A 23,551-nucleotide genomic window follows, 5' to 3' on the forward strand; every position below is an offset into this window, starting at 1 on the left:
TCACCTATGTATAAAATATTACTTGTTGATGATGAGGATCTAGAAAGAGAAGCCTTAAGGATTATTATAAGTAATAGAATAGACGAAGTGGAAATTGTCGGAGAAGCTAGTTTTGGAGAAGAGGCAATTGAAATGAGTGAGAGGTTTGATCCAGATATAATTTTAATGGATATTAAAATGCCCGGAATGGATGGTTTAAAGGCAACCGAAATAATTAAAAGTAAAGATGAAAATAAAGTAGTTATAATAATAAGTGCATATGATGATTTTAGATTTGCCCAAAAAGCTGTGAGGGTAAGGGCAGACGATTATTTATTAAAGCCTGTTAGACCAGATGATATAATAGGATTATTAAAGAAATATAAAAATAAGAAATATTCTATTGATAATAGCATACAAGAATTACTAACAAATATATATGAGTGTAATTATAAGAAATCAAAGGATATATTAAAGGAAATAATAGAGTATTTCCGTGAAATATATACCATTGATAACCTTGAATATATTAAAAAGCTTGGGAAAGATATAGCCAATAAAATGATAAATGTGCTAAAGCAAATGGGTTTAAATTACATGAATATATGTAAAAAATCAAATTATAATCAAAGGTTAAGCTATGCTATCAACATCTATGGCGTAGCAGAATGTCTACAGGATATTTTGGGTGAGGTTTTCGATGAGATAATTAAAAGTAAAACCTCGTATAAAAATAACGAGCTTAATTGTGCATTAAATTATATAGAAAAAAATTTAAAAGATAATATTACCTTACAGGATGTATCTAAATATGTGAATTTGAGTAACAGTTATCTAAGTAGATTGTTTAAAAAGGAATTAAATATTAATTTTGTAAGGTATATAGCCCTTAGAAGGATTGAAGAGTCAAAGTATATGTTGAAAAATACCAATATTTCAATAAATGATATTGCATTTGATATGGGATATAATGAGCCAAATTATTTTTGTAGAGTTTTTAAAAAGATAGAGGGATTAACACCTACCCAATATAGAGTAAATTCAAAGTGAAAATATGTATTTTAATGTGAACCCATGGGGTGTTTCAGAATGAATGAAGTTCTGAAGCACCCCATCATTTTTTTTTGCAAAATTATAGATATCAAAAAAGTATAGCTTTATGACAAAAAAGTATTGTTTGCATAAAAGAACACAACGGGGAATTGAGCAAATAATTATAGAAAAAGCATAAATTTGTATTAAAAATTTTGAATGGAAAACGATATCATAATCTTAAATAGAAAGGAATTTTAATTATTTTTTCTTACAATTTAGTATCTATACCAGAAAAATTCGAAGGGAGGTTTAAATATGACTAGAGATACCTTAGGAATGATAGAAACAAAGGGATTAGTCGGAGCTATTGAAGCTGCTGATGCCATGGTAAAGGCAGCAAATGTTCGTTTAGTAGGTTATGAGAAAATAGGCTCTGGACTTGTAACAGTAATGATCACAGGTGATGTAGGTGCAGTGAAAGCCGCCACAGATGCAGGAGCCGCTGCTGCTGAAAGAGTAGGCGAAATTGTATCCGTTCATGTAATACCAAGACCACATAGTGAAGTAGCATCAATATTACCTGTAGAATAATTGAATTTTATGGAGGTGTAAAATTTGGATAATCAATTAATGGAACAAATAATGGCCGAAGTGATGAAGAACATAGACAAACCTAGGGAAGCAGTGAAGGAAGTAGGGAACTGTGAAGCAATGGCAGAAACAAGTAAAGAAGCAAATAAGGTGTGTAACAAAAGCTATTGTAGTTTAACAGAATTCGTAGGTACAGCAATAGGGGATACAATAGGCTTTGTTATTGCCAATGTAGATTATGCATTACATGAAATGATGAAAATTGATAAAAAATATAGATCCATTGGTATTATCGGAGCCCGTACAGGGGCGGGCCCTCAAATTATGGCCGCCGATGAAGCAGTTAAGGCTACAAATACAGAGATTATTTCAGTTGAACTAGCTAGAGACACAAAGGGTGGAGCTGGTCATGGATCTTTGATTTTATTTGGAGCAGAGGATGTATCCGATGCAAGGAGAGCAGTAGAAGTGGCTTTAAAGGAATTAGACAGAACCTTTGGAGATGTTTATGGAAATGATGCTGGGCATTTAGAATTTCAATACACAGCTAGGGCGAGCTATGCTTGCAATAAAGCCTTTAATGCACCGGTAGGAAAAGCCTTTGGTTTAATTGTTGGGGCCCCTGCGGCAATAGGCGTTCTTATTGCAGATACCGCAGTCAAATCTGCGAATGTTGATATAATCGGATATGCTTCACCAGCAGATGGAACAAGCTACAGCAATGAGGTAATCGTAATGGTTAGCGGTGACTCTGGTGCAGTTAGGCAAGCAATTATTGCGGCGAGGGAAGTAGGAATACAAGCATTACAGGCCTTAGGAGATAAACCGACATCAACTACTACACCATATATCTAAACATAATGTTGAGTATAAGAAGGTAATAAAAGGAGGGTTTTAAAGTGAATATTTTGTCAAAGGGCTTTGAAGTTCCAACTCAAAGAATAGAGATATTAAAGGAACAAATATTGTCAGCAGTACCTTGTATCGAAGTTGAAAGGGCACTTTTAATCACAGAATCATTCAAAGAAACAGAGGGCAGTCCTGCTATTATACGTAGAGCAAAGGCTTTAGAAAAAATACTAACGGACATTCCTATAACTATTAGAAAATCAGAACTTATTGTAGGAAGTTTAACTAAACATCCCAGATCATCACAGGTGTTCCCAGAGTTTTCAAATAAATGGCTGAAGGATGAGTTTGACAGAATAGGAAAGAGAAATGGTGATTCTTTCCAAATAACAGAAGAGGACAAAAAACAACTAGAAGTAGTTTTCCAATATTGGGATGGAAAAACAACAAGTGAATTAGCTACATCATACATGTGTCAAGAGACTCTAGATGCCATGAATGCCAATATGTTCACCGTTGGTAACTATTATATGAATGGTGTAGGACATATTTGTGTAGATTATGGAAAGATATTGGCAAAGGGTTATAATGGAATAATTGCTGAAGTCGAGGAAGTAATGGCTAAAGCAGATAAGAGGGATCCAGGGTACATAAAGAAAAAGCAATTCTGGACATCTATAATTATTTCCTGTAAAGCTGCGATTGCTTATGCAAATAGATATGCAGAACTAGCAAGGGAGTTAGCAAATAAATCCTCAAATTCAAGCAGACGAGAAGAATTATTACAAATCGCTAAAAATTGTGAAAACGTACCGGCTAATGGAGCGACTTCGTTCTATGAAGCTTGCCAGTCCTTCTGGTTTGTACATGCAATTATAAATATTGAGTCTAATGGCCACTCTATATCGCCAACGCGTTTTGACCAATACATGTATCCCTATTTAAAAAAGGATTCAAATATCACAAAAGAGCAAGCTCAAGAACTTGTAGATTGTGTTTGGATTAAACTAAATGATATAAACAAAGTACGTGATGAGGTTTCCACAAAGGCCTTCGGTGGATACCCAATGTTTCAAAACCTAATTGTTGGTGGACAGACACCTGAAGGAAAGGATGCCACAAACCAATTATCATATATGGCTATGACAGCCACTGCACATGTTAAATTATCACAACCGTCTCTTTCTATAAGGGTATGGGATAAAACTCCTGATGAATTTTTATTAAGGGCCTGTGAGCTAAGCCGTTTAGGTTTAGGTATCCCTGCCTATTATAACGATGAAGTAATAATTCCTGCCCTAGTAAATAGAGGATTAACGTTACAAGATGCCAGGGACTATGGAATAATTGGATGCGTTGAGCCACAAAAGCCGGGAAAAACTGAAGGATGGCATGATTCGGCATTCTTTAATCTAGCAAGGGTATTAGAATTAATGGTTAACAACGGTATGGATAAAGGAAAACAGCTTGGACCTAAAACAGGAGATTTTACTAAATTTACTTGCTTTGACCAAGTTATAGGAGCCTACGCAAAGCAAATGGAGTACTTCGTACAGCATTTAGCTGCTGCCGATAACTGTGTGGATATAGCCCATGCTGAAAGGGCACCATTACCATTTTTATCCTGCATGGTAGAAGATTGTATAGGTAGAGGTAAATCCCTTCAAGAGGGTGGAGCGCATTATAACTTTACAGGACCACAAGGTGTTGGGGTTGCCAATGTAGGGGATTCCCTAGCTGCAATCAAAAAACTTGTATTTGATGAAAATAAAATATCATTAAGCCAGTTAAAACAAGCCCTTGACACCAATTTTGGTTCAATGGATGAAGTATGTTGCACGGATGGTTCAGAGGATGTAACATACAAGCTTGTTATGGCGGCGGTTAAGAGAGTACTATATGAAAACAATAAGATATCTGAAGATGAATTAAAGGAAGCATTAAATATTAATCTTAATGGCATTGGAAAATCATCCTGTGGTAATCTTGATATGGATAATATTAGACAAATGCTTATAAACAGGGCACCAAAGTTTGGTAATGATATAGAGGAAGTTGATGAATTAGCTCGTCAAGGTGCGCTGATTTACTGTAAAGAAGTTGAAAAATATACAAATCCCCGTGGAGGTAAATTCCAAGCGGGTCTATACCCAGCTTCTATCAATGTTCTATTTGGAACACTTGTTGGAGCTACGCCTGATGGAAGAAAAGCATATGAGCCCTTAGCAGATGGTGTATCACCAGTAAGGGGATCGGATTGTAGTGGACCAACTGCTGCAGCTAATTCTGTTGCAAAATTAGATCATTTTATTGCATCTAATGGTACTTTATTCAATCAAAAATTCCATCCGGCTGCTTTACAGGGAGACAGCGGATTAAGAAACCTAGCATCATTAGTACGTAGTTACTTTGATAATAAAGGTATGCATGTACAGTTCAATGTAATTGACAAGGAAACCCTTGTTAAGGCACAAAACAATCCTGACGAATACAGGGATTTAGTTGTTCGTGTTGCAGGTTACAGTGCGCAGTTTATATCCCTGGATAAAGCAATTCAAGACGACATAATCATGAGAACAGAGCATGATTTCTAAATAATAATATACTCACATTAAATATCAAGACTTAAAATTAAAATAAGTCTTGATATTTGAGGAAATTGCATAACTCTGACTTAGCTAAGCCTAATATGGGAATATCATCCTTAATTCAATTACTTAAGATATAAGCATATTTGATGGTATAGCTTTGTGGCTTTCAAAACCACATATAGTAGATGATTTCTGTAGAAAGTAATTATGCAATTTGCTCATTTAATAGTGCATATTCCTAAAGAGGAGTGAAAAACTTGCTAAACCCAGAAATAAACTATCAAGAGGCAGGAATTGTTTTTAATATGCAACGTTTTTCCATCCATGATGGACCAGGTATAAGAACTATAGCATTCTTGAAAGGTTGTCCACTAACCTGCCATTGGTGTAGTAATCCTGAATCCCATAAAAAAGAACCACAGGTCATGTTCAATATAAATAATTGTGTAGGATGTAGAAAATGTGAGAAGATTTGCTCATTAGGGGCCATTGACTTTAACCTTCCAAATAGAATTAATCAAAGCATATGCACAGGCTGTGGAAAATGTGTGGATGCCTGTTTACCAGGAGCATTAGTTATGTCGGGCTGCAAAAGAACCGTAGAGGATGTAGTTAACGAATTAAAAAAAGATGTTGCTCAATATAGAAGATCCGGGGGTGGTATTACACTTTCAGGTGGAGAACCTTTGTCCCAGCCCGATTATGCCTCAGAATTACTTAAAGCATGTAAATCATTAGGATGGCATACAGCAATGGAAACCACAGCATTTGCAAGTGAAGATGCTATAGAAAAGGTAATTCCTTGGGTTGATTTAGTTTTACTAGATATTAAAAGCATGGATACGGATAAGCATAAAAGATTTACAGGGGTAAATAACGAAATAATTTTAAAAAATGCTAAAAAAATTGCTCAATTAGGTACTGAGGTAGTTGTTAGGGTTCCTGTTATTCCATTATTTAATGCCGATGAAACCAGCATTAAGGATATTGCTGTTTTTGTAAAGAGTTTAATGTCGGTAAAGGAATTGCACTTACTACCTTACCATAAACTTGGGGTAAATAAATATGAATGTTTAGGTAAGCATTATCCAATAAACAAGGATATAACAACGCCTAACGAAGATATTATGATGAGACTTAAAAATGTCGTAGAAGCATATGGATTAAAATGTAATATTGGTGGACAGTGAAGAAACCATACACTGTGATGTAAAGAAAACCTTTAGTCCTTTTAGTTTAGAGGTGTTAAGGAGGTGAAGGGTTTGTCAAAATTTTCATTGGGGATGATAGAGACAATAGGTCTTGCAGCAGCAATAGAAGCTGCAGATACTGCGGTAAAAGCAGCAAATGTAAAGCTTTTGGGGTATGAACTTTCAAAGGGTAATGGGATGGTTACTATAAAGATTGAAGGGGATGTAGGAGCCGTCAATGCCGCCGTTAAAGCTGCATGTGTAGCTGCTGAGAAGGTGAATAAAGTTTGGAGCAAGACCATTATTCCTAGGCCTCATAGTGAAATCAATAAACTAATAGTAACTAAGGAAACCATAGGTAATACAGATGCAGGGGATGAAGATTTAAAAGAACAGAAATTAAATAGCATGAAGTATGAAGAAAAATATACTAATGATGTTCCAGATATAGCTTCTATAGAGAAAAAGAAGCAAGAAATAATTAAAGAAGAAAAACACAAAGAAGAACTACCTAAAGTAGAAGAGTTGACAATAATAGAAGCAACATCAATATTAGAAGAAATACCCGTTACAGAAGGAACAGGGCAGTCGGAAGTAGTAAAAATTGAAGAAGCTATAGAGTCAAAAAAACAAGATACATGCAAAAAAGAAAAAACAAATAAAAAAGCAAAAAAAACTTGCAATCTGTGTGGAGATCCAGAATGTAGCAGGAAAAAGGGAGAGGCTAGATCCTTGTGCATTCATTATGAAGAAATAAAAAAGTAAAGGGAGGAATATAGTATGCATAATGCATTAGGAATGATAGAAACAAAGGGATTAGTAGGAGCAATAGAGGCCGCGGATGCAATGGTAAAGAGTGCAAACGTAACTTTACTAGGATATGAAAAGATAGGATCAGGGTTAGTAACGGTTATGGTAAGAGGAGATGTAGGAGCAGTAAAGGCTGCCACAGATGCAGGAGCAGCAGCAGCGGATAAAGTAGGGGAATTAGTATCAATACATGTAATTCCAAGACCACATATGGATACAGAAAAGATTTTACCATCGGTAAAGGGTGAATAGCATTGTATCAATCATCAAAGGGAGGAATATAGTATGTACGGTGCATTAGGAATGATAGAAACAAAGGGATTGGTAGGAGCAATAGAGGCAGCAGATGCAATGGTAAAGAGTGCAAACGTAACTTTACTAGGATATGAAAAGATAGGATCAGGATTAGTAACGGTTATGGTAAGAGGAGATGTAGGAGCAGTAAAGGCTGCTACAGATGCCGGAGCGGCAGCGGCGGATAAAGTGGGAGAATTAGTATCAATACATGTAATTCCAAGACCACATATGGATACAGAAAAGATTTTACCATCGGTAAAAGAATAGAAAGGAGTATTATGTATGGCCCGAGTAGATTTAGAAATAATGATAAAAAACATTGTTGAAGAAGTTATGGATAAATTAAATGACAATATTAATGGGAGTCTTATACCTATAGGAGTTTCAAATAGACATATTCATATTAGCCGAAGAGATCTAGATATTCTATTTGGTAAAGAATATGAACTCACAAAGTTAAAGGATTTAAGACAACCAGGACAATATGCAGCTAAGGAAACGGTCACTGTAATCGGACCAAAAGGGTCCTTTGAAAAAGTAAGGATACTTGGGCCTGTAAGAAAAAATACTCAGATAGAGATATCCATGACAGATGGATTTGCATTGGGAATTAAGGCGCCCATAAGAGAATCTGGAAAGATTGAAGATACACCAGGAGTTATAATTAAAGGGCCTGATGGTTCTTTAAAGATTAATGAAGGGGTTATAGTAGCCTTAAGACATATTCATTTACCAGAGGATTATGCTGGTAGGCATGGATATAAGGATGGAGATATGGTTTCGGTGATGAGTAGTGGTCTTAGAAAAACAACATACCATAATGTTCTTCTCAGAGTTTCAGATAGGTATGAGCCAGAGATGCATATTGATATCGATGAAGCAAATGCATCGGGTATGAAAAATGGAGACAAGGTCGAAATTATAAAAAGCATAGATGATTAAAATATAAATTTATAATAATTGAATCTACAAGGCACCTTCAGTCACAATATTAGAGATTGTGCTTAATTGTACTAAATGAGGTGGTATATTTGGATTTTGATAAGATGATTCAACTAATTGCGCAAGAAGTATTAAAGAAACTCCAAAACATTCCTAAAAAAGGAATTGTTTTATTTACTGGAGGAAATATCGGATTTAAAGAAAGTATTTCTCAGATAGTAAAGCTCAAAGAAAGTGGATGGAACTTAAGGGCAGTGTTATCCAAGGAAGCGGTAAAATCCTTGGACGTTGAAAGTATTAAAGAAAATTTTGATGAAGATGATATCTTTATTGATGGTAAAAATTCCGATACAAAGGGACTATATTCAGAAATTGATGCACTGATTATAGCAAGCCTAACCATAAACTCCGCCGCTAAGATATCCACTGGTGTAGCAGATACATTACCCACACAACTTGCAGCACACTGTATCATGAATGGAACACGGATTATAGCGGCTAAAGATGCTTGTGATTTGAGAAATCCTTCAAGGCATCAATTGGGATATGATAAATTTCCTAATTCATATTTTCAAATGGTAAAAGGTCATCTTGATAAACTGGAATCATATGGTATTAAATTAATTAATGCACAAAATTTATATGACTATCTCTTGAATAGTAAAGATGTATTTTATAAAGAAAATGAAATAGAAGAACAAGTAATGGATATGGAATTTAAATTAGACAAAAGGATAATCTCAAGAGAGGATATTGTCAGTAATAGCATGAAAAAGAAAATAGTTGTTCCAATTAATGCCATGATAACTTCCCTTGCACAGGATATAGCTAGGGAAATAGGGGTTGAAATAATTAAAAGGTAGGTTTTAAGGATGTATATAGCTAAGATTGTCGGGGTGGTGGTTGCCACAACGAAAAAAGAAGGCCTAGTTGGAAAGAAGATGTTAATAGTTCAGCCCTTAGATACAGAAAATAGACCAATAGGAAATAGAGAGGTTGCTATAGATTCGGTGGGAGCAGGGGCTGGAGAGATTGTATTGGTTTCAATGGGAAGCTCAGCACGTCAGGCCTTTGAAGATCACGATAGTCCTATAGACAGGGCTATTGTAGCAATAGTAGACAGTATACAGGTGGATTGATATAGGAATAGTGTGAAAGGAGATAGTAATTAGATGTTAGAAACTTTAAATATAGATAAAGTTGTAGAAATTGTTATGAAAGAAATAAAAATGAATTCTATGATAAATGAAGATATAATATCTTCGAACTTTAAAAATAATTTAGGTGTATTTGAAGATATGAATATGGCCATTGATGCGGCATGGACAGCTCAAAAGGAATATGCTAAATGTAGTCTGGCTAGAAGGAATGAAATAATAGAGTCCATAAGAGCAGAATTAAGTAAAAGTGTTGAAATATTTGCTCAAATGGGAGTAGAAGAAACGGGAATGGGTAGATACGAAGATAAGGTTCTAAAGCATAAGCTTGCCATAGAAAAAAGCCCTGGAGTTGAAGATTTGAAATCCGATGCTAAAACAGGTGATGGAGGACTTACTTTGTACGAAATGTCTCCATTTGGAGTAATTGGTTCAATAGCACCTTCCACAAATCCTACTGAAACAATCATATGCAATTCCATAGGAATGTTAGCAGCAGGGAATTCCATTGTATTTGCTCCCCATCCCAGTGCGAAAAATGTTTCAATTTTAGCTATAGAAGTTATAAATAAAGCAATTGAGAAGGTAAATGGACCTAAAAACCTTGTTGTCACAATAAAGGAGCCCACAATTGATAGCACCAATGTAATGATCAAGCATGAAAAAGTTAATATGATATGTGCTACAGGTGGGCCCGGTATTGTAAAAATCGCATTATCCTGTGGAAAAAAAGCAATTGGTGCAGGGTCAGGAAATCCACCGGCGGTTGTTGATGAAACAGCAGATATTAGAAAAGCTGCCAAGGATATTATTGATGGATGTAGCTTCGATAATAATCTACCTTGTATAGCTGAAAAGGAAGTAATTGTGGTGGATAGTGTAGCTGATGAATTAATAGATTGTATGAGAAAATATGATACCCTTGAAATAAAGGATCAAGAAACTTTAGATAAATTGCAAAGACTCATTTTAACAGATAAAGGTACAATTAATAAAGAGTTTGTAGGAAAAAATGCAGACTACATTGCAAAGCAAATAGGGATTACTATTGACCCTAGTATAAAAGTTATTTTTGCCCAGGTAGATAGAAGCCATCCCTTCGTAGTAGAAGAACTAATGATGCCAGTACTTCCAATAGTAAGGGTAAAGGATATTGATGAAGCCATAGAACTTGCCGTTGAGGTAGAGCATGGAAATAGACATACCGCAATCATGCATTCAAAGAATATAGATAACCTAACTAGGATGGCTAGGGCAATCCAGACAACTATATTTGTTAAAAATGGGCCATCCTATGGGGGAATAGGATATGGGACAGAGGGACATACAACCTTTACAATAGCAGGCCCTACCGGTGAAGGTTTAACATCTGCAAGTACATTTACCAGAAAGAGAAGATGTGTTTTAGTTGAAGGATTCTCAATTAAATAGGGTTGAGGGTGACAATATGGAGAATAAATTACTAGAAGCTGTGAAAAGTGCAGGAATAGTTGGGGCTGGAGGAGCTGGATTTCCAACCCATGTAAAGCTGAATGCAAGGGCAGAGTATATTGTTGTAAATGGTGCAGAATGTGAGCCCCTGCTTAGGGTTGACCAACAGCTCATGGCCCTTAAAACAAAGGAAATATTAGAAGCATTAAATAGAATAGTTAAGGAGACAGGGGCTAAAAAGGGGATAATGGCCCTTAAGGGAAAATATAAGAGGGCCTTAGAAAGCCTAGATAAACATATTTCTGAGTATGGGAACCTGGAGATATTCAAGCTAGGGAATTTTTATCCTGCAGGAGATGAACAGGTTACAGTCTATGAAGTATTAAAGAGAATAGTACCCGAGGGGGGAATCCCCCTTGGTGTAGATGTAATCGTCATAAATGTTGAAACTCTATTAAATGTATATAATGCATTAAATGGTGGTGCAGTTACAGAGAAGTACCTAACTATAACTGGAGCAGTTAAGAATCCTATAACCGTAAAGGTCCCTATAGGAATAACCATAGCCCAGGCCATAGAATTAGCTGGTGGACCTTTGGTAAAAGAGTTTAAGGTCATCGACGGAGGCCCTATGATGGGTAAGATTATTGATGATATAGAGGGGCCGGTTACAAAAACAACTAAGGGATTAATACTTCTACCTAGTGATCATCCACTTCTTAGATCAAAGGATAAGAGCATAGAGAGTATGTTAAAGGAGGCAAGGACTGCCTGTTGTCATTGTTCATTGTGTACAGAGGTTTGTCCAAGGAATCTGTTAGGACATAATCTGTATCCCCATAAAATAATGAGGACAGCGGGTTATGGAAGCACCTGTGATATAAATACTTCTATAACAGAAGCCTTTCTATGCTGTGAATGTAGACTTTGTGAGCAAGCATGTATTATGGGTCTACAGCCTTGGAAACTGAATAGTCTTCTTAAAAGTCAGATGGGTCAAAGGGGTATTAAGAACGATAATAATAGAAAACCCATTGAAGCTAATCCCTTCAGGGAATACAGGAAGTTTCCAGTGAAAAAGTTAGTGGCCCGCTTAGGCCTTGAGAAGTATGATGTTGAGGCTCCACTTAAAGAAGAAATCACAAGGGAATTTAAAACTATTAAATTGAATAGAAGACAACATATAGGAGCAAGTTCTGAGCCGATTGTAAAGGTAGGAGATAGGGTTACCAAGGGGCAGATAATTTTAGAGGCTCCAGAAAATAAATTAGGAGCAAATATACATTCAAGTGTCGATGGTCGGATTGAAGAAATCCACGATGATTATATCTTGATTAGTAGTTAAAGATAAACAACCTCAAGGTTTAATATATTTTAAGTCTTAATGCTGTTTATCTATAGTATAATAAAACAGGGGGGATAGTGTAATGTTAACTATAGAGGCTTTATTAGCTGCATTTGGTGGTGGCGTATTTGGTGCCGCATTTGGAGCGTTACCCGCATTCATATTTACTGGTTTCGTAGGATTAGTTGGGGTTGCAATAATCGGTAGTGGAGGATCAGTAGATATATTAGGGCAAGTTGCATTTGGAACCTTGCTAGGGCCACATATAGCCTTTGCAGGGGGTGTGGCTGCAGCGGCCTATGCAGGAAATAAGAAAAAATCCCTAGGAGCAGGAACCGATATACTTTCACCACTAATGAAGACGAATGATGCTACGGTTTTAATCGTAGGTGGAGTATTCGGTACCCTAGGCTATGTAATCAACCACCTTTATTCAGGAGTATTAGCATTACAAACCGATACAGTTGCTATGACAGTTTTTACATCTGGACTTATAGCGAGACTTGTATTTGGATCAACGGGAATATTTGGGAAATATGAGGAAGATAAAACAGCAGGCGGGGCTGCAGGTGGATCGGTAGCAGCTAAGAGAAGATTTGTTCCCGACACTAAGTCCTTATCTACTACAATAGTATTATCATTGGGCCTTGGCCTTGCAATTTCCTATGTAGTGAATATAACACAAATAGGTACATTGGGTTTTTGTATTAGTGCAGCATCATTGATTTTTGCCCAAACAGGATTTGCCATTCCCACAACCCATCACATCACATTAATAGCTGGAATTGCTACAATGGCAACGGGTAATATTTTTATAGGAGCAATCTTTGCAGTAGTTTCCGGAGTATTACATGAAATCATTGGACTTACATTTAACAGTTATAATGATACCCATATCGATCCACCGGCAACATCAATATTTATAGTGGCCTTTATAATATTTATGTTTGCATAAACATGTCTTTTATGAAAAGAGGCGATAAAAATGAAGAATGCTATTGGACTAGTAGAATTTAAAAGTATAGCGAAGGGAATAGAGACAACGGATGCCATGATAAAATCAGCAAATGTAGAGCTAATAATTTCAACGCCTTTATGTCCTGGAAAATATATAACATTAATATGTGGAGATGTTGGAGCAGTAAAGAATGCGGTTAAGGTTGGAAAGAATGTAGGTGGCATATTTACAATTGATGACTATGTAATACCGAATGTACACAGGGATGTGTTTCCAGCACTGACGGCAACCACAGACATTGACAAAGTAACATCCCTAGGAGTTGTAGAAACGATGTCGGCGATAACGGCAGTTGTAGTAGGAGATATAGCAGTTAAAGCGGCCAATGTTCAATTACTGGAAATAAGGGTAGCACGGGGCTTAGGAGGAAAGGGTTTTGTGCTTGTTACAGGGGAGATTTCATCGGTTAAATCGGCGTTAAAGACCTGTTTAAATAGGTTACAGGATACAGGGGAGATTGTATGTACCTCCGTTATAGCTTCCCCTAGTAAAGAATTGATATCAAAAATTATTTAAATATAGAGAGTTCCAAGTAAATCTTAATTTATACATGTCAAAACATCCTATGTTTCTGGGAATTTCTGATATGTATAAATTAAAGTTTTGACTGGAATCTCTATAAAAAAAGCTTTTAATGTTTAGCTTTATCAAATGAGCAAATTGCATAATTACTTTCTATAAAATCCCTATACTACATGTAGTTTAAAAATCTTCAAAGCTATACCACCAAATATGCTATATCTTAAATATTCAAATTAAGGATGATATTCGCATATTAGGCTTAGCCAAGTAAGAGTTATGCAATTTCCTCAAATATTATGATTTATTGGTCTAGAGGGGCTGTCTCATAAAAAAATTTTATGAGACAGCCTTAGGGTGTTTTAGAATGAATGAGATTTCAAATAACTTAGAAGTTTATCATTTTAAGACATATATCACTGATAGGTTATATCAAAATTTTAAGGAGTATGGATATGGATAATGAAATACTAGATGTTAATTTTCACGATATAGAATTATCACAAGTTATAGATTTAGATTTTCTTCAAAGGCTTCAGGATAACTTTGCAGATGCCATAGGGGTGGCAAGTATTACCGTTGATATGGAGGGAAATCCTGTTACTAAGCCTAGTAATTTCACAAGGTTTTGTATGGACTTAACCAGAACTACGGATGAGGGATTGAAAAGGTGCATGAAATGTGACGCACAGGGTGGAAAGATGGCCTCTGAAAGTGGAAAGCCTACGCTATACGAATGTCATGCCGGTCTTGTGGATTTTGCAGCACCTATTATGCTTGAGGGAAGGCAGATAGGTTCTATTATTGGTGGACAGGTTCTAACAGAGGAGCCCAATGAAGAAAAATTTAGAAGTATAGCAAGAGAAATAGGTATAGACGAATATGAGTATTTAGATGCAATAAAGGAAATAGAACCAGTATCAAGGAAAAGAATTGAAAAAGCGGCGGATTTACTTTATATGGTAGCAAAAAATATTTCTGAGATGGGATACAGGAGATATAAAATAAATAGGGTTGTAGAAGTACTTAATGACAATCTAGATCAAATTGCATCTACCATGGAAGAATTAGCGGCTTCAGCCATAGAGGTTAGTGAAACACAGAATTTATTAACAAAGGAAATAGACAATGTAAATAATTTATCTGCAAGAATTAATCATTTCATAGGATTTATAAAAAATATAGCAGATGATACGGGACTTCTTGGATTAAATGCCTCAATAGAAGCCGCAAAGGCTAAGGAGGCAGGAAGAGGATTTAGTGTGGTTGCAAAACAAATAAGGAAGCTATCCGAGGACTCTAAGGAGACGGTACTGAAAATCAATAAGTTTACTACAAGTATTGAAGAGAGTGTTAAAAAAACAGTAGAAATTAGTGAGAATACCCTTACAACTAGTGAACAACAGGCTGATGCCGTTCAAGAGGTAGCTGCAAGTGTACAAGCACTAAGCGATGTGGCCCATCAGCTTTCAGATTTAGCAAAATAATCTTGGATAGTTCGTAATAAAAGAAGATATATAGTTTAAATGAAATGTTAAAATACCTTGGTTGTTTATATACATCAGAAAAAAAGCAATAAAAAATACATTTAATTATTTACTAAGGGCATACAAAGAAGGTTCAGATAAGGAAGCACGGAGAAAAATGCATGATGCCTCATGTATGGCAGGAATTGCCTTCACAAACTCATCATTAGGTATAAATCATAGCTTAGCCCATGCTGTGGGAGCAAAATTTAAGCTATCCCATGGAAAAAGCAATGCAATACTTCTTCCCTATGTTATAGGATATAATTCTGGACTTAGAAGTAATAGTATCGAAAAAGTAGAGGTTGCTGAGAGATATACACAGATTTCAAAGAGCTTAGGATTACCGTCATCAAATGTAATGGAAGGTGTAATAAGTCTAATGGAAGCCATAAAGGTTTTAAATAGGGAGATGAATATTCCAATTACAATTGAAAAGGCAGGCATTAGCAAGATTGAATTTGAAGACAGCTTAATAGATATGGTAGATGGTAGCCTTAAGGATATATGCACAGCTGGAAATCCTATAAAAACAAATAAAGATGATTTAATTAATTTGTTAAGATTGGCTTATAGGGGAGAATAATTATAATAAATTCCAAGGTTTGAATTAAGCCTTGGAATTTATTATAATTATTAAGAAGAGAAGTACAGTAAATAGATGAGATAGTTCATATATCTTAAAGCTTAATAGGAGGAATATATGAATGGATGGAATTCAAACATTTCATAGGACGGTAGAAATACCATATAAAAATGATTATATTATAGAACTGGGTACAATGAATAATATAGATGAATTAGAAAAGTTATATAATGATTTAAATGATTTTTTAGAATCAGGGACGAATTATGCAGGTTGGAAAAAAGGAGTATACCCTATTAGAGAAACTGCTGTTAGTGGTATTGAAAATAATAACTTGTTTGTATTAAAAGTAAATAATGAAATAGCAGGTTCAATTATATTAAATCATAAACAAGAATCTGCATACTCTCAAGTGAATTGGGGAATTGAAGCGGATCCGAAGGAAATTATTGTAATACATACCCTTGTTGTGAATCCAAAGTATATAAAAAATGGTATTGGGAAAAAATTAATGGATTTTGCAAAAAAATATGGTATTGAGCGAGGGATAAAAACAATTCGTTTAGATGTTTCCATCCATAATACGCCTGCAATCTCATTGTATGAAAAGTGTGGATATAAATATGTGGGAACTGTTGATTTAGGATTAAATATTCCAGAACTAGTTTGGTTTAGACTATATGAATTAGTTTTATAGGCAGAAAATATTTTAAACATATGGATTGTACAAGTGAGCAAATTGCATAATTACTTTCTATAAAATCCCTATAATATAGATTTCCCCATATTATGCCTAGCCAAGTAAGAGTTATGCAATTTTTGGTGATTAAATCAACCTATTAGAAATACTAGGTTTCAGTCGTTTGATTTTTCTATTTTATGTAAGTAGTTGCTTTATTTCTTGTAAAGTAGTGTAAACTAAATAAGGTGGTTTAAATGAGGAACGAAAATGATCCCAGAGTAATTAGGACAAAAAGAAATATAGCTGAGGTTTTATTGACTCATTTGAGACAAAAACCCTTTGAACAAATTAGTGTCAAATCCATATGTGCTAATGCAATGGTAAGGCGCTCTACCTTTTATGAGCATTTTAATGATAAGTATGATTTGTTATCTTATACTGCTAAACATGTATGTGAAAAATTTCCATCTCATATGTTTGTGGAAAATCTAGGTGAGAAAGAGCGATATAAAAGGTTGATGGTTGAGTTTTTAGATTTCTTTGAGGAAAACGAAGCTATAATAAAAAATCTTCGAAATAGTAAGGAGGAGACCCTTATAGAGGATATTTTTTTTGAAAGAATATCTCGGGATCTTTTGTTTACAATGAAAAGATATTTGGAAAAGAATGGTAAATCAGATATTCATCCTGAATTATATGTTAACTACATTAATAATGCAGTTTTTGGTGGTTATATATGGTGGCTGAAAGAAAGAAAGCCTATTTCAAAAGAAGATTTGATAGAACAGTTGTTTAAATTGGTCATGATAGATTAAAGTATCGCAAAAAGTAAAATATCTATATAGCCATGTTAGTATTAATTTAAGAAACCGAGGTTATTGTACATAGAAATTATCTTATATAAGTCTCTTACGGGATTATTCTTTTAATTTTTATTTGTTTTATTAAAGCTAAAATAAACCGATATTTATTGTATAAACTTCAATTATATTATCTATAAAAATGGACATATCATTCCTTTTTGTTTTTCTATATGAACAAATTGGAGAAGAGTGTCCTTTTTTTTTGACATCTATTTTAATATAATTAGCTTGAATACAAATTTGTATGTTCCAAGTTCTTAAGAAATTTCTTAAATATAGCAATTGTTGAAAAATATTTAGTTGCAGTATAGATTGTATTATTTGAGATAATCCTATTTCGCTTAGTAGCAACAGAGTTTTGATCTTATTGCCAACTAAGTATCTAATTTCTTAGTAAGCAAATCTGGTTGGTTTTGTCTGTTAACATTGAAGTCAATTGATATTTTTTTTTAGCTTGTATAAAGATTTATAGAAAATTAAGCTTGTTGGAGATGAAGGACGGAACTGAATTATAGAAATATTTCTGATTGTGAAGTCATTCATGGGCTGAAGGTTATAACCCTAGGTAAACTATCTTATTGAATTAATATTCTGTATAGGGTTTTCATAGTATAACTTAATTTATACATGTATAAATACCTAGTGTTTCTGGGCGTTTTAAGTATGCATAAATTAAAGTCTTTACTTAAATCCCTATAACCGGGAAGTTTGTATAAAATAAATTATCAACAAAAATATTGTAAAAGGAGATATTCTAAATGAAACTTACAATGGAAAATTTAGAAGTAAAGGATATTCAATTTGCTGACAATACATATTTCAAAGATGGAATATTGTATGTATGCAAAAAGGAATTGCTTAATCATGTAAAAGATGAACCGTTATTGAAGGAGATAGAATTTAATATCGTTAGACCAGGAGACAGTGCTAGGGTTATTGAGATTCTAGATGCAATAGAACCACGATGCAAAGTGGGAGATGATTATAATAATTGGCCTGGGCATCTAAATGAAAGTTTTAAGACTGCTGGTCAAGGAACAACTAGAGCTTTAAAAGGTATGTCCGTTCTTACTTGTAATTTTGTTCCAAGCCGTATTATGCGTCATGGAATTTCCCTAGATATGTCAGGAGAATATGCTGCATACTCACCATATAGTAAACTTGTCAATTTGGTTACGGAAATTAAACTTACGGATGATGATACTCTTAAGGCTGCCATAAAGACTGCTGCCCAAGCTAATTATGAACCAGGAGAGGAAATAGTAGGCTTCTTTGCAAAAACTGAAAGTATACCAGTAGAAGAAAGATTTGAAGCAATAAAAAGAATAAAACTTAAAATCAGCACATATATTGCTCAGAAAACTTTAGATGTACAAGCTGATAGCATAGAGGTTTTTGATAATGAAACTAGATATCCTAATCTACCTAGAGTCGGTTATGCACTGCAACTCGTAACAGAACAGTATAATTGTGATGGATATAGCGAATCAATGTTCTATGGTTATCCTATTCAAGATAATTTACCTTGGGTTGTAGAACCTACAGAGGTTTTAGATGGTGCTATTGCTCAATGTAGTTATGGTCGTTATATGCTAACTTATGAAATCCAAAATGCTGCTGTTATAAAGGATTTATTCCGTGAGCATGGAAAAACTTTTGATTTTGTAGGAATGGTATTGACATCAGTGAGTTCTGAAGCAAAAAGAAGAAATCTAACTTCGCAAATGGTTGGTAACATTATGAAGGAAACATTAAAAGTAGATGGTGCTATATTTACTAAGTGTATGGGCGGGGCACCTACTATTTGCATGGGATTAGCAGCCTCAGCATGTGAAGATAGAGGTATTCACACTGTAGAAATTCAAGATGCCTTTAATCCAATTAATAATATGAATTCAGAAATGATTTTTAATGATATTAGAGTAGGTAAGATTAATCATTCAGTATCTTTTGGTAACGCGGCTGTAGGGAATAGAATGGTTATGGATAAAATTTATGGGGGTATTCCTGAGACTCCAGTATGGGGTGTAGGTAGTGGTAGCTTTTATACTTATGACAAAGAGCAAGTCAATACATTTGAGTCACAAAGTTCAATTGGACACATATTAGGAGCTATTGCATATTTAGGTGGCTTCAATATGCGTGCAGTTGAATATTAGAAATTTGATTTAGAAAAGGAGTATATTATATGGAGACTAAAAAAGCAAGAATAGTGTGTTATATTAATCAGTTCTTTGCTCAAATTGGTGGAGAAGATAAGGCCAATGTCGGAGTAAGTGTTAAAAATGAACCTGTAGGACCAACGCTTTTATTTGACAAAATGCTTAAGGATATAGGTGATGTAGTTGGTACTGTCATATGTGGGGATAATTACTTTGTAGAAAATCAGGATCAAGCAATAGATGAGGCTATGAAAATAATCGAAGAGCTTAAACCCGATATATTCTTTGTGGGACCTTCATTTACCGCAGGTCGCTATGGTATGAACTGTGGGGCCATTGCCATGGCAGTAAGTAAGAAATTAGGAATACCATGTATTGCAGGAATGAATGAAGAAGCTCCTGCTGTTCCGATATATCAACAAAGTATGTTCATTTTAAAGACAGCACAAAGTGCAAGAAGACTAAAAGATGCTGTAAAGTCCATGGTAGGGGTAGGTAGAAAAATTCTTACAGGAGAAAGAGTTGGAAGTGCAGCCTTAGAAGGTTATTTTATTAGAAATAGATTGATTAATGAATTAGTTGAAAAAACAGCTTCACAAAGAGCCATCGAAATGCTTAAAAATAAGCTTACTGGTGATGAGTGGGTGTCAGAAATTGAAGCTCCAAAATATAAGAAAATAGAGCCACCTAAACCATTAGCTGATATAAAAAATGCAAAAATAGCTATAGTTTCAGATGGGGGTTATATACCTACTGACAACCCAGATCAAATTAAGTCTGCTGCGGCGTCAACCTTTGGAAGATATGACTTAGATCATCTCGTAAAAGAAGATGGTATGGTAATACATGCAGGATATGATAAGGTATATGTAGATGAGGACCCAAATAGACTTCTTCCTAGAGATGCTATGAAGGAACTAGAAGAGCATGGTGAAATTGGTTCTTTGTCACCATATACTTATATGACCACCGGTAATGTAATGGCAGTAAAAATTGCTGAAAATATTGGGGATGAAATTGTAAAAGGATTGTTAACTGATAAAGTAGATGCAGCTATACTAACTTCAACGTGAGGTACTAGTACACGCTGCGGTGCAGTGATAGCTAGCAAAATAGAGGAAGCCGGCATACCTGTTGTTCAAATAACAGCTGTTGTAGATGTTCCTAAGACTGTAGGTGTTTCAAGAATCTTAAGAGGCGACACCATTTCAAGTCCTCTTGGCAATCCAAATCTTCCGAAAGAAGAAGAAGATAACGGTAGAATGTCCCTTGTGATCAAGGCAATGGACATGCTGACTAAGCCAGGACAAGTTGGCGTAGTTGAGACCGTTGAATTAGGATAGTAGTTTCATGACAATGTAAGATAGTAGAATAAGTTTTAAAGAATCTTTAAACCAATGGTATAGACAGATTTTGGAATAATATCTGTACTCAAAATAATAGATAACTCTTATGATCGTATTGAAATTAAATTCAATTCAATGCGGTCTTTTCTTATGTTGATTTTGATGTAATGTTTCTTGACGATTGTTCTACCTCGAGAGGTGGTACCGACCTCCATTTTGACAGAAAACCCAGGAATAACTAAAAATAAAGTGTTAGTGTCAATTTTAGAGTATCATAAACAACAAGTTGGTTTTTCAAATGAACTAGTTGAAGAAACTGTAATAACAATAACTAAACCTTATGATAGACAGTGGATTCATATTTAGAATAACAAAACTGACTTAGCAGGGATTATAGAATTTGCCAATAATCACAATATTCCCATTGCTTCATTGCGATGAATTTGATAAAATTAAACATCCTGTATTCTCCTATTTCCTTGAGCCGACATAATTAATAATGGATGAACAGCTCCAAAATATCACATGCTTTTGCAAAGTTTTTATATTGCCAGGCTGTTAAAAATATTAGGTGTAGAGAATAATTTAATAGAGAATCCTAAAGGTTTTTTATTTTTCTTGATTATGTAGATAAAATAAGGGAGGTTGTTGTAAAGTGATTAATATGATATCAACATGCATTGTTGGTGGGATATTTTTGTTTATAACAATTGCCACTGTAGTAAAAATAGGGGTAAAAGAGGGTATAATAGAATTAAAGAAACAAGATTTTACTTAGTTTAAATAGGAGGAATATTAATTTATGAAAGATAAGAATAGGAATCTATTTATAGTAAGCATAGGGATAATTTTTTGGATACTTTATCTTTGTGACTCTGAAATGTCTAGATATGGGATTTATACAATTTTCAGTTATAACACCCACGAAGTTCTGTCTATAATACCATTTCTATCTATTACTGTTACTGTATTTTGGCTATTGGGATTAATAATAAAATTTATTAGAGATAAAAGCATTAAAGCAAATAAGTTTTTATGTATTTTACTGATTATTTTATTTATTGTTCAAGGGATGTATATATTAGATGAAAGTCAGATAGTAACTACATCGTTTGTTACAGATATAGATAGAATCAATAGGGATAAGATGGAAATTGTTATTTATACAGATGAATATGATTTAACATTGGATTGTCCAATGATAGTATTAGACTTATTGAAAACTGATGGCACAGAATACGGTATTACCTATGAGTGGAATAAAAAAAATCCAAAGTATGGTAAACTATGTATTGTACAGTCTATAAATTAAGATTTATCCTAAACTCTATATCCGAAATTAATGAAGTATTATATTTGAGGAGGTCTGATATGAATATTAATTCACTCAATTTATATCAAGGGCAGGCTTCAAATTATTCTAGTAAGCCAAGTAATCAAACTAGTAAATTTATTGAGATATTGAAAAGTTGAATTAAAGTACCATTAGTTTTTTCAAAGGAAAGTACTATACTATTATCTGAAATATCCATTATTATTTATCTACAAAGCCATGGAAATTTTCCTTAAGAGGTATAGTTTAGTTTCTCACTCCTAAAATCCCCTCTTACTGTTTTTCTAATAAATATGATCATAAATAAAATCTCCTTGGTTAATATTTCAGTTTTTACCAAGAAGATTTTATTTACATAAAAATTTTAAGATATTTATATGGAGTCTAATAATTCTTTGTCAAGTACCATTGAGTTGAAAGATTTTACCACAAGATCTTTCAAATAATCGAATAGCTTATCTAAATATTTTGTAACCTCGTCAGTTGAGCCACTTGCAATTGCGCGCATCAATCCTATATGACCATAATTAATATTCTTAGTCATTTCTTCGTCTACATAGTAACGCTGAAAATAAATTCTACGAGATGAGGGTTGCAATGGTTTGAGGGCCCCAGCTGCATATACATTGCGAGCACAATCTGCAATAAAGAAATTAAATTCATCATCAATTCTTATTGCTTCAACTGCATCTTTATTTTTTGTAGCTATTTCGTAACGGCCGGCTAGTTCTAATAGGTGTTCTCTTTCTTTTGCAGTTGCGAATTTAGTTGCTCGTAACATGATGAGCTTTTCTAGTAATCTTCTAACCTCCATCTGGAGTAAGGCTTCTTCTAATCTTATTGGTAATATAGTAATTCCACTTCTTGGAATAATTTCTACGAGTCTAGTTTGTTCTAACTTTTTTATAGCTTCTCTAACGGGGGTTCTACCAATATTGATAAAACTACTTAGTTCTTTTTCAGAATAAGATTGACCGGGCTTTAGTTCTAAAGTAACAATTGCTTCTTCAAGGATATAATATGCTTTTTCCGTCAGATTTACAAAAGTCATATTTTCAAAGTACTCAAGTCTTTTGTACATTTATGGTGCCTCCTTTAAGTCCTTCTATAGAGAGTTTAGGGTAAATCTCAATTTATCCATATCAAAATAGCCCATACTGTTGGGAGTTTTGATGTGGATAAATTAAAGTTTTGACTGAAATCTCTATACATTTAACATTTTAATACAAATACTTATGGAATACAATGTATGATAATTTATACATAAAGGTAATAGAATAATCCTATGCCCAAAACCTA

The 23,551-nt window shown here is 34.3% G+C and carries 25 protein-coding genes and 1 pseudogene; 25 read left to right on the plus strand and 1 reads right to left on the minus strand.

The genetic code is table 11. The features are described from left to right. Nucleotides 1-6: 6 nt before the first annotated feature. The 25 genes and pseudogenes from N4A68_03265 to N4A68_03385 all read left to right on the plus strand — a co-directional run bounded on the left by N4A68_03265 (nt 7) and on the right by N4A68_03385 (nt 22,231). A complete protein-coding gene (locus N4A68_03265; GenBank protein MCT4563335.1) occupies nt 7-1,029 on the plus strand; it encodes a response regulator in 1,023 nt (340 codons plus the stop codon). A gap of 300 nt (nt 1,030-1,329) precedes the next feature. Then, nucleotides 1,330-1,605 carry a BMC domain-containing protein gene (locus N4A68_03270; protein MCT4563336.1) on the plus strand — a complete coding sequence of 92 codons (276 nt, stop codon included), beginning with the start codon at nt 1,330-1,332 and terminating at the stop codon, nt 1,603-1,605. A 24-nt stretch (nt 1,606-1,629) separates the two neighbouring features. After that, on the plus strand, nt 1,630-2,460 hold the full coding sequence (gene pduB / locus N4A68_03275) for a propanediol utilization microcompartment protein PduB (protein ID MCT4563337.1): 831 nt from the start codon (nt 1,630-1,632) through the stop codon (nt 2,458-2,460). Between the two features lie 50 nt (nt 2,461-2,510). Next, nucleotides 2,511-5,048 carry a glycyl radical protein gene (locus tag N4A68_03280; GenBank protein ID MCT4563338.1) on the plus strand — a complete coding sequence of 846 codons (2,538 nt, stop codon included), beginning with the start codon at nt 2,511-2,513 and terminating at the stop codon, nt 5,046-5,048. A gap of 302 nt (nt 5,049-5,350) precedes the next feature. Further along, nucleotides 5,351-6,235 carry a glycyl-radical enzyme activating protein gene (locus N4A68_03285; GenBank protein MCT4563339.1) on the plus strand — a complete coding sequence of 295 codons (885 nt, stop codon included), beginning with the start codon at nt 5,351-5,353 and terminating at the stop codon, nt 6,233-6,235. 72 nt (nt 6,236-6,307) lie between these two features. Further along, nucleotides 6,308-6,574, plus strand: a pseudogene (locus tag N4A68_03290) (BMC domain-containing protein). A 441-nt stretch (nt 6,575-7,015) separates the two neighbouring features. Further along, nucleotides 7,016-7,297 carry a propanediol utilization microcompartment protein PduA gene (gene pduA / locus N4A68_03295; GenBank protein MCT4563340.1) on the plus strand — a complete coding sequence of 94 codons (282 nt, stop codon included), beginning with the start codon at nt 7,016-7,018 and terminating at the stop codon, nt 7,295-7,297. 33 nt (nt 7,298-7,330) lie between these two features. Then, nucleotides 7,331-7,609 carry a propanediol utilization microcompartment protein PduA gene (gene pduA / locus N4A68_03300; protein MCT4563341.1) on the plus strand — a complete coding sequence of 93 codons (279 nt, stop codon included), beginning with the start codon at nt 7,331-7,333 and terminating at the stop codon, nt 7,607-7,609. A 15-nt stretch (nt 7,610-7,624) separates the two neighbouring features. Further along, nucleotides 7,625-8,284 (plus strand): phosphate propanoyltransferase, encoded by a 660-nt coding sequence (locus N4A68_03305; GenBank protein ID MCT4563342.1) that lies wholly within the window; start codon nt 7,625-7,627, stop codon nt 8,282-8,284. An 89-nt stretch (nt 8,285-8,373) separates the two neighbouring features. Continuing rightward, a complete protein-coding gene (locus tag N4A68_03310) occupies nt 8,374-9,147 on the plus strand; it encodes a flavoprotein (GenBank protein ID MCT4563343.1) in 774 nt (257 codons plus the stop codon). A 9-nt stretch (nt 9,148-9,156) separates the two neighbouring features. After that, the gene (locus N4A68_03315) at nt 9,157-9,423 is read left to right on the plus strand and encodes a EutN/CcmL family microcompartment protein (GenBank protein ID MCT4563344.1); all 267 of its coding nucleotides are present in this window, start codon (nt 9,157-9,159) and stop codon (nt 9,421-9,423) included. 33 nt (nt 9,424-9,456) lie between these two features. Further along, complete coding sequence (locus N4A68_03320; protein MCT4563345.1) at nt 9,457-10,872, plus strand: aldehyde dehydrogenase EutE; 1,416 nt, start codon at nt 9,457-9,459, stop codon at nt 10,870-10,872. A gap of 16 nt (nt 10,873-10,888) precedes the next feature. Further along, a complete protein-coding gene (locus tag N4A68_03325) occupies nt 10,889-12,217 on the plus strand; it encodes an SLBB domain-containing protein (GenBank protein MCT4563346.1) in 1,329 nt (442 codons plus the stop codon). Between the two features lie 82 nt (nt 12,218-12,299). Beyond that, nucleotides 12,300-13,172 (plus strand): hypothetical protein, encoded by an 873-nt coding sequence (locus tag N4A68_03330; GenBank protein MCT4563347.1) that lies wholly within the window; start codon nt 12,300-12,302, stop codon nt 13,170-13,172. A 30-nt stretch (nt 13,173-13,202) separates the two neighbouring features. After that, on the plus strand, nt 13,203-13,751 hold the full coding sequence (locus N4A68_03335) for a BMC domain-containing protein (protein ID MCT4563348.1): 549 nt from the start codon (nt 13,203-13,205) through the stop codon (nt 13,749-13,751). 458 nt (nt 13,752-14,209) lie between these two features. Beyond that, on the plus strand, nt 14,210-15,241 hold the full coding sequence (locus N4A68_03340; GenBank protein ID MCT4563349.1) for a PocR ligand-binding domain-containing protein: 1,032 nt from the start codon (nt 14,210-14,212) through the stop codon (nt 15,239-15,241). Between the two features lie 61 nt (nt 15,242-15,302). After that, on the plus strand, nt 15,303-15,866 hold the full coding sequence (locus N4A68_03345; protein MCT4563350.1) for an iron-containing alcohol dehydrogenase: 564 nt from the start codon (nt 15,303-15,305) through the stop codon (nt 15,864-15,866). A 121-nt stretch (nt 15,867-15,987) separates the two neighbouring features. Beyond that, a complete protein-coding gene (locus tag N4A68_03350; GenBank protein ID MCT4563351.1) occupies nt 15,988-16,563 on the plus strand; it encodes a GNAT family N-acetyltransferase in 576 nt (191 codons plus the stop codon). Nucleotides 16,564-16,802: 239 nt separating this feature from the next. After that, nucleotides 16,803-17,363, plus strand: coding sequence for a TetR/AcrR family transcriptional regulator (locus N4A68_03355; protein MCT4563352.1), 561 nt, complete (start codon nt 16,803-16,805; stop codon nt 17,361-17,363). A gap of 806 nt (nt 17,364-18,169) precedes the next feature. Beyond that, on the plus strand, nt 18,170-19,570 hold the full coding sequence (locus N4A68_03360; GenBank protein MCT4563353.1) for a glycine/sarcosine/betaine reductase component B subunit: 1,401 nt from the start codon (nt 18,170-18,172) through the stop codon (nt 19,568-19,570). A gap of 29 nt (nt 19,571-19,599) precedes the next feature. Then, nucleotides 19,600-20,646, plus strand: a complete 1,047-nt coding sequence (locus N4A68_03365; protein ID MCT4563354.1) for a glycine/betaine/sarcosine/D-proline family reductase selenoprotein B — start codon at nt 19,600-19,602, stop codon at nt 20,644-20,646. A gap of 24 nt (nt 20,647-20,670) precedes the next feature. Then, nucleotides 20,671-20,916 (plus strand): hypothetical protein, encoded by a 246-nt coding sequence (locus N4A68_03370; protein MCT4563355.1) that lies wholly within the window; start codon nt 20,671-20,673, stop codon nt 20,914-20,916. A 219-nt stretch (nt 20,917-21,135) separates the two neighbouring features. Then, nucleotides 21,136-21,285: a hypothetical protein gene (locus N4A68_03375; protein ID MCT4563356.1), complete on the plus strand. Its 150-nt coding sequence runs from the start codon at nt 21,136-21,138 to the stop codon at nt 21,283-21,285. Nucleotides 21,286-21,574: 289 nt separating this feature from the next. Beyond that, nucleotides 21,575-21,697, plus strand: a complete 123-nt coding sequence (locus N4A68_03380) for a hypothetical protein (protein ID MCT4563357.1) — start codon at nt 21,575-21,577, stop codon at nt 21,695-21,697. 24 nt (nt 21,698-21,721) lie between these two features. After that, entirely contained in the window at nt 21,722-22,231 is a 510-nt protein-coding gene (locus N4A68_03385) for a hypothetical protein (GenBank protein ID MCT4563358.1), read from the plus strand. 394 nt (nt 22,232-22,625) lie between these two features. On the opposite strand, the gene N4A68_03390 is transcribed toward N4A68_03385, so the two are convergent. After that, complete coding sequence (locus N4A68_03390) at nt 22,626-23,333, minus strand: GntR family transcriptional regulator (GenBank protein ID MCT4563359.1); 708 nt, start codon at nt 23,331-23,333, stop codon at nt 22,626-22,628. Nucleotides 23,334-23,551 lie beyond the last annotated feature (218 nt).

It is taken from the genome of Maledivibacter sp. (genome assembly GCA_025210375.1).
Lineage (GTDB): Bacteria > Bacillota > Clostridia > Peptostreptococcales > Caminicellaceae > JAOASB01.